Origin of the sequence: Variovorax sp. V118 (assembly GCF_041154445.1) — a bacterium.
Lineage (GTDB): Bacteria > Pseudomonadota > Gammaproteobacteria > Burkholderiales > Burkholderiaceae_C > Variovorax > Variovorax boronicumulans.
This window is the reverse complement of sequence record NZ_AP028663.1, coordinates 427,465-441,978: the sequence shown is the minus strand read 5'-3', so window position 1 is coordinate 441,978 and position 14,514 is coordinate 427,465. Positions and strand designations below refer to the sequence as shown.

15 protein-coding genes are annotated in these 14,514 nt (G+C 70.8%); 1 reads left to right on the top strand and 14 read right to left on the bottom strand.

Annotated features, from left to right (window positions below; all coding sequences use genetic code 11):
• From ACAM52_RS01990 to ACAM52_RS01960, 7 genes are all read right to left on the bottom strand, one after another.
• The gene (locus tag ACAM52_RS01990) at positions 1–141 is read right to left on the bottom strand and encodes a cbb3-type cytochrome c oxidase subunit 3 (protein WP_062481697.1); all 141 of its coding nucleotides are present in this window, start codon (positions 139–141) and stop codon (positions 1–3) included.
• A gap of 23 nt (positions 142–164) precedes the next feature.
• Positions 165–809: a cytochrome-c oxidase, cbb3-type subunit II gene (gene ccoO / locus ACAM52_RS01985; RefSeq protein WP_159275499.1), complete on the bottom strand. Its 645-nt coding sequence runs from the start codon at positions 807–809 to the stop codon at positions 165–167.
• An 18-nt stretch (positions 810–827) separates the two neighbouring features.
• Positions 828–2,270: a cytochrome-c oxidase, cbb3-type subunit I gene (gene ccoN, locus ACAM52_RS01980; protein ID WP_095746592.1), complete on the bottom strand. Its 1,443-nt coding sequence runs from the start codon at positions 2,268–2,270 to the stop codon at positions 828–830.
• 87 nt (positions 2,271–2,357) lie between these two features.
• Positions 2,358–2,495 carry a cbb3-type cytochrome oxidase assembly protein CcoS gene (gene ccoS / locus ACAM52_RS01975; RefSeq protein WP_062481719.1) on the bottom strand — a complete coding sequence of 46 codons (138 nt, stop codon included), beginning with the start codon at positions 2,493–2,495 and terminating at the stop codon, positions 2,358–2,360.
• Between the two features lies 1 nt (position 2,496).
• The gene (locus ACAM52_RS01970; RefSeq protein ID WP_369645970.1) at positions 2,497–4,827 is read right to left on the bottom strand and encodes a heavy metal translocating P-type ATPase; all 2,331 of its coding nucleotides are present in this window, start codon (positions 4,825–4,827) and stop codon (positions 2,497–2,499) included.
• Positions 4,828–4,909: 82 nt separating this feature from the next.
• The gene (locus ACAM52_RS01965; RefSeq protein ID WP_369645969.1) at positions 4,910–5,131 is read right to left on the bottom strand and encodes a DUF1059 domain-containing protein; all 222 of its coding nucleotides are present in this window, start codon (positions 5,129–5,131) and stop codon (positions 4,910–4,912) included.
• A gap of 16 nt (positions 5,132–5,147) precedes the next feature.
• Complete coding sequence (locus ACAM52_RS01960; protein WP_095746594.1) at positions 5,148–6,209, bottom strand: class I SAM-dependent methyltransferase; 1,062 nt, start codon at positions 6,207–6,209, stop codon at positions 5,148–5,150.
• Positions 6,210–6,353: 144 nt separating this feature from the next.
• On the opposite strand from ACAM52_RS01960, the gene ACAM52_RS01955 reads away from it, so the two are divergent.
• The gene (locus ACAM52_RS01955; RefSeq protein ID WP_369645968.1) at positions 6,354–6,821 is read left to right on the top strand and encodes a response regulator transcription factor; all 468 of its coding nucleotides are present in this window, start codon (positions 6,354–6,356) and stop codon (positions 6,819–6,821) included.
• Between the two features lie 23 nt (positions 6,822–6,844).
• Here ACAM52_RS01955 and ACAM52_RS01950 read toward each other — a convergent pair whose 3' ends face one another.
• Genes ACAM52_RS01950 through ACAM52_RS01920 form a run of 7 tightly spaced genes read right to left on the bottom strand, consistent with a single transcriptional unit; the run spans position 6,845 to position 14,505 of the window.
• Positions 6,845–7,501 carry an energy transducer TonB gene (locus ACAM52_RS01950; protein ID WP_369645967.1) on the bottom strand — a complete coding sequence of 219 codons (657 nt, stop codon included), beginning with the start codon at positions 7,499–7,501 and terminating at the stop codon, positions 6,845–6,847.
• Entirely contained in the window at positions 7,498–7,935 is a 438-nt protein-coding gene (locus ACAM52_RS01945) for a biopolymer transporter ExbD (RefSeq protein WP_095948762.1), read from the bottom strand. Before ACAM52_RS01945 ends, ACAM52_RS01950 begins: the two co-directional genes overlap by 4 nt.
• A 17-nt stretch (positions 7,936–7,952) precedes the next feature.
• Entirely contained in the window at positions 7,953–8,381 is a 429-nt protein-coding gene (locus tag ACAM52_RS01940) for a biopolymer transporter ExbD (protein WP_095948763.1), read from the bottom strand.
• A 31-nt stretch (positions 8,382–8,412) separates the two neighbouring features.
• Positions 8,413–9,279: a MotA/TolQ/ExbB proton channel family protein gene (locus ACAM52_RS01935; RefSeq protein WP_095746596.1), complete on the bottom strand. Its 867-nt coding sequence runs from the start codon at positions 9,277–9,279 to the stop codon at positions 8,413–8,415.
• Between the two features lie 29 nt (positions 9,280–9,308).
• On the bottom strand, positions 9,309–10,472 hold the full coding sequence (locus tag ACAM52_RS01930; protein WP_369645966.1) for an alanine racemase: 1,164 nt from the start codon (positions 10,470–10,472) through the stop codon (positions 9,309–9,311).
• The gene (locus ACAM52_RS01925) at positions 10,469–12,835 is read right to left on the bottom strand and encodes an alpha/beta fold hydrolase (RefSeq protein ID WP_369645965.1); all 2,367 of its coding nucleotides are present in this window, start codon (positions 12,833–12,835) and stop codon (positions 10,469–10,471) included. The genes ACAM52_RS01930 and ACAM52_RS01925 overlap by 4 nt, the downstream gene beginning before the upstream one ends.
• Positions 12,832–14,505 (bottom strand): serine hydrolase domain-containing protein, encoded by a 1,674-nt coding sequence (locus ACAM52_RS01920; protein WP_369645964.1) that lies wholly within the window; start codon positions 14,503–14,505, stop codon positions 12,832–12,834. The genes ACAM52_RS01925 and ACAM52_RS01920 overlap by 4 nt, the downstream gene beginning before the upstream one ends.
• Positions 14,506–14,514 lie beyond the last annotated feature (9 nt).

The window sequence follows — 14,514 nt, the reverse complement described above, 5'->3', positions numbered from 1 at the left end:
TCAGTCCTGCTCGAACGGCAACCGGGCCGCTTCGGCGAAGCGCTGCGTGTTGCGGCGCGAACAGGCCCAGGCCACGATGCCGATGAAGACGACGAAGCAGGCGATGGTGGCGGCGATGCGCAGGGTGGTGATGTCGGTCATGGGGCGTTGCCTGTTCTTTCTTCTTACTTGAGCGCCAGGCCCAGCGACTGCAGGTAGGCCACGGTGGCGTCCATGTCGGTCTTGCCGGCGACCTCGTCGGCGGCCTTGGCAATCTCTTCGTCGGTGTAGGGCACGCCCACCGTGCGCAGCGCGCGCATGCGGGTGGCGATGCTGCCGGCGTCGACCAGCCCCTTTTCCAGCCACGGGTAGGCCGGCATGTTCGACTCGGGCACGAGGTCGCGCGGGTTGTTCAGGTGGATGCGGTGCCACTCGTCGCTGTACTTGCCGCCCACGCGGTGCAGGTCGGGGCCGGTGCGCTTGCTGCCCCACTGGAAGGGGTGGTCGTACACGAACTCGCCGGCCACCGAGTAGTGGCCGTAGCGCAGCGTCTCCGAGCGGAAGGGGCGGATCATCTGCGAGTGGCAGTTGTAGCAACCCTCGCGCAGGTACACGTCGCGGCCGGCCAGCTGCAGCGGCGTGAGCGGCTTCACGCCCTCCACGGCCTCGGTGGTCGACTTCTGGAAGAACAGCGGCACGATCTCCACGAGGCCGCCGATGGCCACCACCAGCAGGATCAGCACGATCATCAGCAGGTTGTTGGTCTCGACCTTCTCGTGCGTGAAGCCGGTGGCGGCGGGCGCGGGGGTCTTGTTGTCAGGTGCGTTCATCGTGCGTCCTCAGTGGCTTCAGGCGTGGGCGGCGGCAACGGCCGGGATCTCGGCGCGCACCGAGCGCCCGGTGATCACGGTCATCCAGACGTTCCAGGCCATGACCAGCATGCCGCCCAGGTAGAGCACGCCGCCGATCACGCGCACCAGGTAGTAGGGGAAGGTGGCCTTCACGCTTTCGACGAAGGTGTAGGTCAGCGTGCCGTCGGCATTGATCTCGCGCCACATGAGGCCCTGCATCACGCCGGCGATCCACATCGCGGCGATGTACAGCACGATGCCGATGGTGGCCATCCAGAAGTGCACGTCGATGGCGCGCACGCTGTACATGGCGAGGCGGCCGTACATGCGCGGGATCAGGTAGTACAGCGACCCCATGGTGATGAAGCCCACCCAGCCCAGCGCGCCGGAGTGCACGTGGCCCACGGTCCAGTCGGTGTAGTGGCTCAGGGCGTTGACGGTCTTGATGGACATCATCGGGCCCTCGAAGGTCGACATGCCGTAGAACGACAGCGCGACGATCAGGAAGCGCAGGATCGGGTCGGTGCGCAGCTTGTGCCAGGCGCCCGAGAGCGTCATCACGCCGTTGATCATGCCGCCCCAGCTGGGCGCGAGAAGGATGAGCGAGAACACCATGCCCAGCGACTGCGTCCAGTCGGGCAGCGCGGTGTAGTGCAGGTGGTGCGGGCCGGCCCACATGTAGGTGAAGATCAGCGCCCAGAAGTGCACGATCGACAGCCGGTACGAATACACCGGGCGCCCCGCCTGCTTGGGGATGTAGTAGTACATCATTCCCAGGAAGCCGGCCGTGAGGAAGAAGCCCACGGCGTTGTGGCCGTACCACCACTGCACCATCGCGTCCTGCACGCCGGCGTAGGCCGAGTAGCTCTTCATCCAGCCCGCCGGAATGGCCGCGCTGTTGACGATGTGCAGCAGTGCCACCGCGATGATGAAGGCGCCGTAGAACCAGTTGGCCACGTAGATGTGGCGCACCTTGCGCAGGCCGATAGTGCCGAAGAACACGATGGCGTAGGCCACCCAGACCACGGCGATCAGGATGTCGATGGGCCATTCGAGCTCGGCGTATTCCTTGCCGCTGGTGTAGCCCAGCGGCAGGCTGATGGCGGCGGCGACGATCACCAGCTGCCAGCCCCAGAACACGAACGAGGCCAGCGCCGGCGCGAACAGCCGCACCTGGCAGGTGCGCTGCACCACGTGGAAGCTCGTGGCCATGAGCGCGCAGCCACCGAAGGCGAAGATCACCGCGTTGGTGTGCAGCGGGCGCAGGCGGCCGTAGCTGAGCCAGGGAATGCCGAGGTTGAGTTCGGGCCAGGTCAGCTGCGAGGCGATGATCACGCCGACCAGCATGCCGACCACCCCCCAGACCACCGACATGAGTGCGAACTGCCGCACGACGGTGTCGTCGTAGATGGCCGCGGGAGGGTGCGTGGTCTGCTGCATCGTGGTGCCCGTGAATGTGATTTGCGGGCAGTGTCTGCCCGCGTCGCCCGGGCAGGCTTGATGCAGATCAAGCCATCAATCGCTGTGTCAGTCGTTGTTCAGGATGCGGTCGCCTTCGACCTCGATGTCCTCGAACTGGCCGCGCTCGATGGCCCACCAGAGCCCCCCGAGGATCGCCAGAACGAGCACCACCGACAGCGGCACGAGCAGGAACAGCACGTCCATCTCAGGCCACCGCCGCTTTCCCCGGCGCGGCCAGGCGCGCCGCGTTGAGCACCACCAGCAGCGAACTCGCCGCCATGCCCAGCCCGGCGAGCCAGGGCGGCAGCCAGCCGGCCACCGCCAGCGGCACGCACACGGCGTTGTAGGCCGCGGCCCAGAACAGGTTCTGGCGCACCACGCGCAGCGTGCGGCGCGCCTGCGCCACGGCCGCGGGAATGGCCTGCAGCGCATCGCCCAGCACCACGAAGTCGGCCCGCGCGCGCGACAGCGGCACGGCCCGGCCGAAGGCGAAGGAGGCGTTGGCGCGCGCCAGGCTGGGGCCGTCGTTCAGGCCGTCGCCGACCATCGCCACCTCGCGCCCGGCCGCCTGCAATTGCCACAGCACCTCGAGCTTGTCTTCGGGTGCGCAGTCGCCCTGCACCGCCGCGATGCCGGCCTGCGCGCCGATGGCACGCGCCGCGTTCTCGCGGTCGCCCGAGAGCAGGCGCACCGACAAGCCCTGCGCCTGCAGCGCCGTCACGGCCTGCATGGCGTCGGGGCGCAGCTCCTCGGCGAGCACGAAGCTGGCGAGCCAGCCCTCGTCGTCGCTCAGGTGGATCTGCGCCGCATCGACCTGCAGCGGCGGCACCTCGCAGAAGGCCGCCGAGCCCAGCCGCACGGGGCGCGCGCCGTGGTCGTCCACCGCATCACGCCGGTGCAACGAAGCCGCCACGCCCTGCCCCACCGTCTCGCGCAGCTGCGTCGCCGACCAGGCCGGCGGCGCGCGGAACTGCGCCTGCCAGGCGTTCACGAGCGCGCGCGCCGCCGGGTGCAGCGACAGCGCCGCGAGCGCCGCGCCGATCTCCAGCGCGTCGCCCGGGCGCAGGCCTTGGCGGCAGTACACGCGCTCCAGGCGCGGCGCGTCGCCCGTGAGCGTGCCGGTCTTGTCGAACACCACGGTGTCGACGCCGGCCAATACTTCGAGCGCCTGCAGGTTCGACGTGAGCACGCCGCCGCGCGCCAGGGCGCCCGCGCTCGCCAGCATCGCGGCCGGCGTGGCCAGCGACAACGCGCACGGGCAGGTGACGATCAGCACCGCCACCGCGACCATCAGCGCCTTGCCGGGATCGACCGTCCACCACAGCGCGCCCGCGCCGAACGCGCAGGCCAGCACCGCGATGAGGAAGGGCCGCGCCACGCGATCGGCGAGCCGGGCCAGGCGCGGCTTGTCGAGCGCGGCGTTTTCCATGAGCCGCACGATCTGTGCGAAACGCGTGCCCTCGCCCACCGAGGCGATGCGCACCTGCACTACGGCCGAGAGGTTGTGGCTGCCCGCGAGCACGCGGTCGCCGCAGGGGCGCGGCACGGGGCGCGACTCGCCGGTGAGCAGCGCCTCGTCGGCGGTGGTGTCGCCGTCGATCACCGTGCCGTCGGCCGGGAAAGCCTCGCCGGGGCGCACGCGCACCACGTCGCCCGCGCCGAGCCGGCGCACCGCCACGCGGGTCCATTCGCCGTCGGTCCCAAGTCGTTCGACGCTGTCGGGCAGCCGGTGCATCAGCGCCTCGAGCGCGCCGGCCGTGCGGTCGCGCAGCCGCGCCTCGAGCCAGCGGCCGGTGAGCAGGAAGAAGACGAACATCGTCAGCGAGTCGAAGTAGACCTCGTGCCCCAGCGGCCCCGTGGGGTCGAAGGTGGCGGCCGTGCTCACGACGAAGGTGATGACCACGCCGAAGGTCACGGGCAGGTCCATGCCGACGCGGCCGATGCGCAGGTCGCGCCAGGCGCTGCGAAAGAAGGGCCCGCACGAGAACAGCACCACGGGCAGGCTGAGCACCCACGAGGCCCAGCGCAGCAGCTGCGCCGCATCGGCCGTCATGTCGCCGGGGCGCGCGACGTAGGCCGGGTAGGCGTACATCATCACCTGCATCATGCAAAAGCCCGCGACCAGCCAGCGCCACAGCGCCATGCGCAACTCGCGCGTGCGCGTCTCGCGCGCGCTGCGGCTGCCGGCCGGCAGCAAGGGGTAGCCCGCGCGCGCACTGGCTTCGAACCAGCGCGAAGGCCGCGTGGCCGTGGCCGACCACACGACGCGCGCGCGCCGGCTCGCGGCATTCACCTGCACCTCGGCCACGCCGGGCACCTGCGCCAGCGCGGCCTCGACGGTGAAGGCGCAGCCCGCGCAGTGCATGCCCTCGACCGCCACCTGCGATTCCCAGCGGCCTGTGCCGGCCTCCAGCGGGCGGCCGAACGCGGCCCACTCGGCGGGGTCGTCGAGCAGCTGCCAGGCGTCGGCGCGGGCGTCACTCCCGGCGGACGATGGAACGGACGGAAACGGCGCGAGCGCGGCGGAAGCTTGCATCGGGGCAGGCTAAATGCCGGGCCGATGCAAGCGTTTGATCTGCATCAAGGTTCGTTGCGGCGGCCGGGGCCGCGCAGGACCTTCAGGCGGGTGTCTTCGCGGACTCCAGCGCCACCGGCGGCGTGCCGGCCTTGAACATGCTCGCCAGCTGCTTGCGCAGTTCGGGCGTGTCGGTGTGGCCGTGAACGGCCACGGCGTGCTGGACGGCGGCATCGAGCAGTTCGCTCTCGCTGTCGGCACAGAGCGCGACGCTGCAGTTCATCGTGCTCGGGTACTCGCGGCAGTCGATGTATTGGCGGGACATGGCGCCTCCTTTGTCCTTACGGACGTGCTTCGAAGATCAGGTTGAAAGGCGTCTCGCTGGCGCGGCGGAAGTGCGAGAAGCCGCCCTGCGAGACGACGTCGCGCAGGCGCGCCTCGCCGGCCTGCGCGCCCAGGCACAGGCCCACTTCCTGCGAACGCGAGGCCGGCGTGCAGATGAAGCTGGAGGCCGAATAGAACACGCGCCCCACCGGGTTGATGTTGTCCTCCAGCCGGTCGTTGGCGAAGGGCTCGACGATCATCCACGTGCCCTGCGGCTTGAGGGTGCGCCGCACGTGCGCGGCCGCGCCGACGGGATCGCCCATGTCGTGCAGGCAGTCGAAGACGGCGACCAGGTCGTAGTCTTCGCCGGGGAAATCCTTGGCGCTCGCGACCTCGAAGCGCAGGCGTTTTTCATCGTCGACGCCGGCCTTGCGCGCGGTTTCGCGCGCACGCTCGATCGACGGCGCGTGGTAGTCGAAGCCGACGAAGCTGGATTGGGGATAGGCCTGCGCCATCAGCAACGTCGAAGCGCCGTGCCCGCAGCCCACGTCGGCCACGCGCGCGCCGCGTTTCAGCAGAGGCTCGATGCCTTCGAGCGCCGGAATCCACTGGCTCACCAGGTTGGCCGCGTAGCCGGGCCGGAAGAAGCGCTCGGTGCCGTGGAACAGGGCCACGTCGTGCTCGTGCCAGCCGATGCCCAGGCCCGTGCGCATGGCCTGGACCATCTTGGGAATGATCTTGAACTGCGCCACGGCGATCTGGAACGCGCCGGGCACGAAGGCCGGGCTGCCTTCCTCGGCCAGCGCGAAAGCCTGCTCCTCGGTCAGCGAGAACAGCTCGCCCTTCGGGTCGTACTCGACGTAGCCACTGGCGGCTTGGGCCGAGAGCCATTCGCGCAGGTAGCGCGGGTCGGTCTCGGTGCGGCGGGCCAGTTGCTCCGCGGTGGCGGGGCCTTCGGCCAGCGCCTTGTACAGGCCGAGCTGGTCGCCGACGACGATGGTGGCCGCGTGCATCACGGCCCCGATGTCGTGGACGAAGTTACCCATGAACGCGTTAAGCCGTGTTTCGTCGATGGCCATGTGTATCCCCTTCGTCGACAAGCGACTGGCGCGCCCGCTGCCTGCCTATACTGAATTCGAGGCAAAGGGCCTGCGAGCATCCTGTCTCTCGATGCGTGCGGGCGCCATACGCAGCAATGCGTATGCACCGTGAAAGGGCATGCCATGACGCACCTGTCGCGCAACGATTGGGCGAGCGCACTTCGCCTGCTGGACAAACTGGAGTCCGGCCATGTGCCCGTGCGGCATCGCAGCGCCGACGCGCATCCCACGCGCACCACCCGCCGCATCGCCAAGGCACCGGGCCGGCGCGAATTGCGCCGCGCCGCCCAGCAGGCCGACTACTGCCGGCGCGTGGGGCTGGAGCATGCGATGGCGGTGGCCTTCCTGTACCGGCTGGCCTGCCGCGCGCCGGTGCCGTTGCCGGATGCGCAGCCCGCCGGCCTCACACCGCGCGAGGGCGATGTCATGCACTGGCTCTCGCAGGGCAAGACCGACGCCGAGATCGCCGCCCTGCTGACGATCAGCCCCCGCACCGTGCACAAGCACCTGGAGCATGTCTACGTGAAGCTGGGCGTGGAGACGCGCACCGCCGCCGTGATGCGCGCGCTCGCCATGGGCCGATCTGTCTGAAGAAGAGAGACCGGCTCCTTCCCCTACTCGATGCGGAAGACGAACTCCTGCGTCGCCAGCACCTCGGCATCGCCCGTGGTCTGGCATTCGTAGCGCATCACCGCGGCGCGCACGGCCGAGTGGTACACGCGCGGCCCCGACAGGAAGCGCACCTCCTGCACATGGCCGCCCTTGATGCGCACCTCGGCCTTGACCACGCCGCCGATGCCTTCGTCCATCGCCTTGCGCGGCATCTCGGGCTTGACCTGCCGCGGGCAGGCCACCGCGATGTCGGTGGTGGTCGCCTTCGGCGGGGCCGGCGGCGCAGGGGGCGCCGGTGGTGCGGCCGGCGGCGGCGCCACGGGCTCGGTGTTCTGCACGGCGGTGATCGCGGGCGCCGACGTGGCGGGCGGTGTCACGGCCGGCGGCGGCACGTAGGCCGGGCGCGGCGGCGGCGGGGCCTTGGGCATTTCCTGGCGCACGATCTTCTTCGGCGGCGGGGGCGGCGGTGGCGGGGGTGGCGGCGGCTTGATCTCGCTGATGATGGTCGCGTCCATCGGCTTCTTGATCAGCTCGACCGTCTGGCGCGCGAGCCCCGACACGAGCGCATAGCCCACGCCGACGTGGAACAGCACCATCACGGCGATGCCCACGGGGCCGAAGCGCGATTTCGGGTTGAAGTCCTTGCGGGAGCGCTTCATGGGATGAACTGCTCCGCGCCCACGATGCCCAGCTTGCTCACGCCCGTGCGCTGCGCCGAGGCCATCACGCCGGCCACCACCTCGTACTTGGCGCGGCGGTCGGGCCGCAGGTGCACCTCGGGCTGCACCGCCTGCGCGGCGACCTGCTCGAAGCGCCGTTCCATCTCGCTGCGGTCGGCCAGCGGCTCGCCGTTCCACTGCACGACGCTGAGCGCGTCGATGTCGATGCGCAGCACCTCGGGCTTGAGCTCACTGGGCGGCGGGTTGCCCGTGGGCATGTTCAGGTTCACCGAATGCAGCTGGATCGGGATGGTGATGATCAGCATGATCAGCAGCACCAGCATCACGTCGATGAGCGGCGTGGTGTTGATGTCCATCATCGGCTCGTCGGAAGGCGTGCTGCTGCGCCGCCCCTGCTTCTGTTTTCTTGGCATGGCTTGCTTGTCTCGTCTCAGTTGCGCGCGGGCGGCTCGGTGATGAAGCCCACCTTGGCGATCCCGGCCGCCTGGCAGGCGTAGATGATCCGGCCCACCGGCTCGTAGTCGGAATGCCAGTCGCCGCGGATGTGCACCTCGGGCTGCGGGTTCAGGGCCGCCACCTTGGTGAGCCGCGCGACCAGCGCGGGCGTGTCACGCACCGGCGTGTCGTACCAGTAGGTGCGGCCGGCGGCGTCCACCGAGATCACGACGGTCTCGGGCTTGCTCTCGCGCACCTCGTTGCGCTCCTTCGGCACCGCGACGGGCACCGAGTAATTGACCACCGGGATGGTGATGAGGAAGATGATCAGCAGCACCAGCATCACGTCGACCAGCGGCGTGGTGTTGATGGCCGCGATGGCCTGTTCCTCGTCTCCCCCGGAGGCCGGGATGTTCATCGCCATGGCGCGATCCGCTTGCGTGCGTGCGCGCGCGTCAGGCCGCGGCGCTGCCGGCCAGGATCACGGAGTGCAGCTCGCCGCTGAACTCGCGCACGTCGTCCATCACGGTGATGTTGCGGCGCAGGAGCCAGTTGTAGCCCAGCACCGCGGGCACGGCCACGGCCAGGCCGATGGCGGTCATGATGAGCGCCTCGCCCACCGGGCCGGCCACCTTGTCGATCGACGCCTGCCCCGCCACGCCGATGGCGGTGAGCGCGTGGTAGATGCCCCAGACGGTGCCGAACAGGCCCACGAAGGGCGCCGTCGAGCCCACGGTGGCCAGCAGCGACATGCCGTTGCCCAGGCGCCGCTGCACGCGCTCGGTGGCGCGGTGGATGCACAGGTCGACGAAGTCGGCAAAGTCGACCTTGCCGCGCAGGCCGTCGTGCTTCTGCGTGGCCTGCATGCCGGCGTCGGCGATGAAGCGGAACGGGCTGCCCTCGGCCAGCCGCGCGGTACCGGCCTGCACGGTGCCCGCGTTCCAGAACTCGTTGTCGACCGCGCGCGCCTGGCGGCCCATGCGCATCTGCTCGAGCAGCTTGGTGACGATCACGTACCAGCTGCCCATCGACATGATCGCCAGGATGGCGAGCACGGCCTTGGCGACGGCATCGCTCTGCGACCAGAGCGCGCCCACGCCGTAGGGGTTGTCGACCTTGGCGGTGGCGGCCGGCGCAGCAACCGGGGCAGCGGGCTTTTCAGGCACCGCCACGGGCGCCGGCGTGGCGGCAGCAGCACTGGCCGCGGCCTGCGGTGCGGCCGGCGTCTGGGCGCCTGCGAGTTGCGGCGCGCTGCCCAGGCCGAGGGCCAGAACAAAGGGCGCGGCCACGGCCGTCAGCCGTGCAAGGAATGTCTTCGTCATCGTTGTCTTCTCCAGAAAAATAGATTGCTTCAGGCGCCGGCCTGCCAGCCGCGCGCCTTGTCCCAGACCGCCTGCACGCCGCTGCCCGCGCCGTCCACCACGTGGTAGCGGTCGTAGGGCGCGGCCGTCATGCAGGCGTGGTGCGGCAGCACGCGCACGCGGGCGCCCAGGGGCAGCGCGCGGAACATGGCTTGCGCTTCTTCATCACCCTCGCAGGCGATGAGGCCGTGCTCCTGGTGCAGCTCGGCCACGCACAGGCCGGGCAGCGGCACCGTGCCGTCGGCCCGGCACACCAGCCCGAAGCCCAGGCCGGCGCGGAACTCGGCCGCCGACTGGTCCTTCGACAGCGCGAGCGCGCCGGCGTCGATCAGCACGCGGCGCGAGCGCGGGTTGTGGCCGATCACCGTGGCCAGCACCGACAGCGCGATCTCGTCCACGCCGCAGATGCCGCGCGCCGCCTGGTCCAGGTCGAAGAAGGTGTAGACGCCGGGGCGCATCTCGGTGACGCCCTCGAGCGTCTGCGCGCACACGGCCGTGGGCGTGGAGCCCACGCTCACCACCTCGACCGGGATGCCGACCGCGCGCAGCCGTTCGGCCGCATGCACGGCGCCGGCGCGCTCGGCCTCGGCGATGGCGCGGATCGCCGTGCCGCCCTGCACGTGGTAGCTGTGGCCCGCATGCGTGAGCACGCCGGCCAGCGCCAGCGATTCGCTGCGCTGCACCTCGCGCGCGAGCGACAGCAGGCCGTCGTCGCGCGGACCGACGCCGCCGCGGCCGCCGCCCGTGTCGATCTCCAGCAGCACGCGAAAGCTCGCGCCCAGCGCCCGCGCGCGGGCACCGGCCGCCTGCACGGCCTCGACTGAATCGGCCAACAGCGTCACGCGCGCGCCGTGCGTGCGCTGGATGTCGTGCAGCGTCTCGATCTTGTTCGCGTCGATGCCCACGGCGTAGGTCAGGTCGGTGAAGCCGTGGCGCGCGAAGTAGGCGGCCTCGGCCACGGTCGACACCGTGAGCCCGCCGGCCTGCCCGCGCGTGGCGCGCCGCGCCACTTCGGCCGACTTGGCCGTCTTCAGGTGCGGGCGCAGCGCCACGCCGTGGCGCGCCGCACGCTGCGCCATCGCTTCGCAGTTGCGTTCGAGCACGCCGACGTCGAGCAGCAGCGCGGGCGTGACAAGTTCGGCCAGGGGCGTCATCGGCCGGTTCCGGACGCGATCTGCGCCATCACGGCGTCGATCTCCTCGGCCACGCGCTGCACCAGCGGCGGCAGCAGCACCAGCGTCATGTGCGCGGCGCCTTCGATGCACGCCAGGCGGCGTTGCGTCGACAGCGCCGCATGCGCTTCCTGGAACTCGGGCCAGCGCTGCTGCACCGCGGCAATGGCCGGGTCGGCGCCGGCCGGCAGCGGCTGCTGCTGCGCCCACAGCACGGCCAGCGGACGCGCGCCGAAGTCGGGCGACGCGGCCGCCTGGCGCGCGACGTGCGGCAGGCCGCGCACCTCGGCCACCATGGTGTCGAGCGCTTCGGGCGTGTAGGTCGCCTTCATCTGGCGCAGCACCTGCGGCATGTCGGCGAACAGGGCCTCGATGGGCGCCTGCTCCGGCGGCGGCGGGCCGCCGGCCTGGAAGTCCGCGCGCTTGACGCGCTCGGCCGCGAACTGCGATTCGGGCGGGTGCTCGTACATCGCGAACTGGTCGGGGTGGCTGGCGTCGAGCATCACCACGCCCGCGACCTGTTGCGGGTACAGGCCCGCGTAGACCCGGTTCAGCAGGCCGCCGAGCGAATGGCCGACGAGCACGATCGGGCCCGTCACGCCGGCGGCTGCGAGCAGCGCGTGCAGGCGGTGCGCGGTGCGCTCGCCGTCGAAGGGCGCGTCGTCGGCTTCGCTCCAGCCCATGCCGGCGCGGTCGTAGCTGATCACCGGGTGCTTGGCCGCCAGCGCCTGCTGCAGGCGCGCGTAGGTCGGCGAGGCGCAACCGCCGCCGGCCTCGATCACGAGCGTGGGCTGCGCGGCGCTGGCCGGCACGGGGCCGCTGCGCTGCAGATGCATGGCGCGGCCATCGATGGTGTAAAGCTCGCCGGGCGCAGCCATGTGGTACGGGCGACCGGGCTGCTCCACGCGCGGCCAGTAGTCCAGGTCGCGCACGCGGTACGGCAGGTTGGCGAAGTCGGTGCTCAGCGAGGCCGGCGTCGACACGTACAGCACCGACTTGGCCAGGGGCCCGAACTCCGCATGGAAATGCTGCGCCGACTTCACGATGACCAGCTTCTTGCCCGCCAGGTCGATGCCCAGGCCCGTGAAGAGGTCGGCGCCGATGACCTGGTTGCGCTTGCTGATGAGCACGATGTCCACGCCGTCGGCCGCCTGCACCCACACGCACGGGCCCATGGGCGTGCGCACGCCCGACAGGCCGCCCTGCGAATGCGCCTCCACCACGTTCATCACGGTCACGTGCAGGTCGATCGGGTCGCCCGAGGCCGGGCCGCACTTGCCGCCCAGGCGCAGCTCGAAGCTCGCGCCCACGCCCGCGTCGCGGCACAGCTGCACCGCCCCCAGGTCCCACACGCCGCCGAAGGCCACGTCGCCGATGCCGCGCTCGACCACGGCGCGCAGCATGAAGGTGCTGTCGCTGGTGGCGCCGCCACCGGGGTTGTCGGCGGTGTCGGCGATGACCACGGGGCCGCCCTGCACGGCCATGGCTTTGGCGAGCGTCTCCTCGATCGAGAGCGAGGGCACGCCGGTCTCGTGGCGCAGGTCCCAGAAGCCGCGGCCGAGTTCTTCGGCGAGCTTGGCGGCCAGCGCGGGGTCGTTGTCCGTCACCACCCACAGCTTGGCGCCCGACTCGGGCACGTCGGCCCAGGGGAAGCCATGGCCCAGCGACACCGAGAGCACGCCCGGCAGCTTCTCGGCGTCCTGCATGCGGCGCACGAAGCCGGCCATCGGCTCGCGCGTGGTGTGCCACTTGCCGACCATGCGGCAGTCGTGCACGGCCGTCACGGGCTTCACGCGGCCCTGCGCGGTGTCGACCACGATGCGGATCAGCTCGGTCAGGCGCTCGAACGCATCGGTGTGCGGATATTCCTTGTAGCAAATGATGGCGTCGGCCGTGTTCACCATCTTCTGCGTGAAGTGGCAGTGCAGGTCGAGCGACACGCCGATGGGCACGTTCGGCCCGACGATCTCGCGCACGCGCGAGATCACGTCGCCTTCGCAGTCGTCGTAGCCGTCGGCCACCATCGCGCCGTGCAGCACGAGGATCACGCCGTCGACCGGGCCGGCCTTGCGCAGGTCGTCCAGGATCTCGTCGCGCAGGCGCTCGTACACGCTGCGCACGGTGCGCCCCAGCGGCTGCGCGAAGGCCAGCAGGCTCTCGACCGTTTCATGGCCTTCGGCGGCCAGCTGCCGGCGCACTTCCACCGCGTACAGGCCGTAGCCGGTGGCGTCGCGCGTGCTGGCGTCGCCGCGGAAGATGCCGTATTCCTCGTAGCTGCCCAGGCCGGTGGGGGCCGAGACGAAGGTGTTGGTCTCGGTGGCGAACAGGGTGGTGAAGAACTTCATGCGCGGGGCTCCTGGCGGGCAAGGTGGATGTTTCGCGAGCGCGTGGTGGCAAACAGCAGTCCCACGACCCGGCCGCCCTTGCGCTCCACGTTGAGAACCGATTTGCCCAGCTGGGCCAGCACCGGGTCGACCGAGGCGAGCGTGGCCACGTCGGCCGACAACGGCGTCAGCACGCACGCGTGCTGGCCGTGGCGGCCCTGCACCGTGAGCTGCAACCGGCCGTCCACCAGCACCATCCGCGCGGTGGCGTCGAGGTCGGGGCTGGTGTAGTCGCCGCACAGTTCGTCGGCAAGCGAGGCGGCATCGGGCGCGGTCTCGGGCAGGCGCTCGAAGCGGCGCGGCTGGCCGCCTTCGTGCAGCACGAAGGCGTCGGGTGCGCGTTGCGGGTCGATGTCGGCGGTGTCGATCACGAGATCGTTCGTCGGCAGGTCCTGCAGGCCCAGCCAGAGCGTGCCGTCGCCCTGGTTCAGGGGCCTGGCCTCACCGGCCTGCCACGACAGCGCCAGCTTGCCGGCCACGTCCGCAAAGCCCAGCAGGCCGCCGGTGGAGGGGGCGTGGTAGCGCTGGCCGGGCAGCGCGGGGAAGGCGCTGGCCAGCGGGCGCACCTCGGGCGGCGCGAGCGCGTCGCCCAGCAGCAGCTCGATCACCTTGAGGGCCAACGCCGACGGCGACACCGGCGCGCCGTTCACCATGGCGATGATGTCCAGCCCGTGGCTGGGCACGCTGATCATCTGCGACTGCGCGCCGAGCACGGCGCCCGCGTGGTGCACGATCTCGACGCCGCGGTACGGGTGGCGCGCGAGGCCGAAGCCGTAGTTCACCTTCGAGCCCGACGACAGCGTGGTGGGCGCCGACAGCAGGGCCCAGCTCTTCGCGCTGCCCACGATCTTCTCGCTGCCGTGCATGTGCGCGAGCCAGCGCAACATGTCGTCCGCCGTCGACACCAGCGAGCCGCCGCCGTCGAGTTCGCACGGGTACAGGCCGCGGCGCCAGCCGCCGCCGGGCGCGGGCATGTACAGGCCGGCCATGCCGGGGACCACGTCCAGGTCGGTCACCACCGACGAGGTGTCGGCCATGCCCAGCGGGTCGAACAGGCGCGCCTTCAGGAAGTCGTTGAAGCTCTTGCCGCTCACGCGCTCGACGATCTTGGCCAGCAGGAAGTAGCCGCCGTTGCTGTAGACCATGTGCGTGCCGGGCTCGAAGTTCAGCTCGCTCTGGCGCGCCATGGCGGGCAGGCCCGGGCCGGGCAGCGTGAACGTGAGGCCGTGCGCGATGGCCCACAGCTCGTCATGGCCGCGCCAGCCGCTGGTGTGCGTGAGCAGGTGGCGCAGCGTGGGGCCGTTGGCGCTGAGCTGCGGCAGCTCGGGCAGGTATTTCTGCACCGGGTCTTCCACGTCGAGCAGGCCGTCTTCGGCCAGCAGCAGCACGGCCATGGCCGTGAAGTGCTTGCTGGTGGAGGCGATGCGCATGCGCGTGGTCGGCGTGAGCGCCACGCCCATCTCCAGGCTGGCCATGCCGACGGCGCGGCGGTACAGCAGGCGGCCGTGCTGCGCGACGGCCAGCACCAGGCCGGGCGCGTCGCTGCGGTTCAGGGGCGCCACCAGCGCGTCGATGGCGGCCAGTGCGGAGGCGGTGTCAGGAAGAGAGGCTGAAGGGTGTGGTTGTGACATGGAGGAACA

Excerpts from the sequence above, each read along its gene's own strand:
- ACAM52_RS01990 (WP_062481697.1), bottom strand. The coding sequence starts at position 141 with ATGACCGACATCACCACCCTGCGCATCGCCGCCACCATCGCCTGCTTC.
- ccoO (WP_159275499.1), bottom strand. The coding sequence starts at position 809 with ATGAACGCACCTGACAACAAGACCCCCGCGCCCGCCGCCACCGGCTTC.
- ccoN (WP_095746592.1), bottom strand. The coding sequence starts at position 2,270 with ATGCAGCAGACCACGCACCCTCCCGCGGCCATCTACGACGACACCGTC.
- ccoS (WP_062481719.1), bottom strand. The coding sequence starts at position 2,495 with ATGGACGTGCTGTTCCTGCTCGTGCCGCTGTCGGTGGTGCTCGTTCTG.
- ACAM52_RS01970 (WP_369645970.1), bottom strand. The coding sequence starts at position 4,827 with ATGCAAGCTTCCGCCGCGCTCGCGCCGTTTCCGTCCGTTCCATCGTCC.
- ACAM52_RS01965 (WP_369645969.1), bottom strand. The coding sequence starts at position 5,131 with ATGTCCCGCCAATACATCGACTGCCGCGAGTACCCGAGCACGATGAAC.
- ACAM52_RS01960 (WP_095746594.1), bottom strand. The coding sequence starts at position 6,209 with ATGGCCATCGACGAAACACGGCTTAACGCGTTCATGGGTAACTTCGTC.
- ACAM52_RS01955 (WP_369645968.1), top strand. The coding sequence starts at position 6,354 with ATGACGCACCTGTCGCGCAACGATTGGGCGAGCGCACTTCGCCTGCTG.
- ACAM52_RS01950 (WP_369645967.1), bottom strand. The coding sequence starts at position 7,501 with ATGAAGCGCTCCCGCAAGGACTTCAACCCGAAATCGCGCTTCGGCCCC.
- ACAM52_RS01945 (WP_095948762.1), bottom strand. The coding sequence starts at position 7,935 with ATGCCAAGAAAACAGAAGCAGGGGCGGCGCAGCAGCACGCCTTCCGAC.
- ACAM52_RS01940 (WP_095948763.1), bottom strand. The coding sequence starts at position 8,381 with ATGGCGATGAACATCCCGGCCTCCGGGGGAGACGAGGAACAGGCCATC.
- ACAM52_RS01935 (WP_095746596.1), bottom strand. The coding sequence starts at position 9,279 with ATGACGAAGACATTCCTTGCACGGCTGACGGCCGTGGCCGCGCCCTTT.
- ACAM52_RS01930 (WP_369645966.1), bottom strand. The coding sequence starts at position 10,472 with ATGACGCCCCTGGCCGAACTTGTCACGCCCGCGCTGCTGCTCGACGTC.
- ACAM52_RS01925 (WP_369645965.1), bottom strand. The coding sequence starts at position 12,835 with ATGAAGTTCTTCACCACCCTGTTCGCCACCGAGACCAACACCTTCGTC.
- ACAM52_RS01920 (WP_369645964.1), bottom strand. The coding sequence starts at position 14,505 with ATGTCACAACCACACCCTTCAGCCTCTCTTCCTGACACCGCCTCCGCA.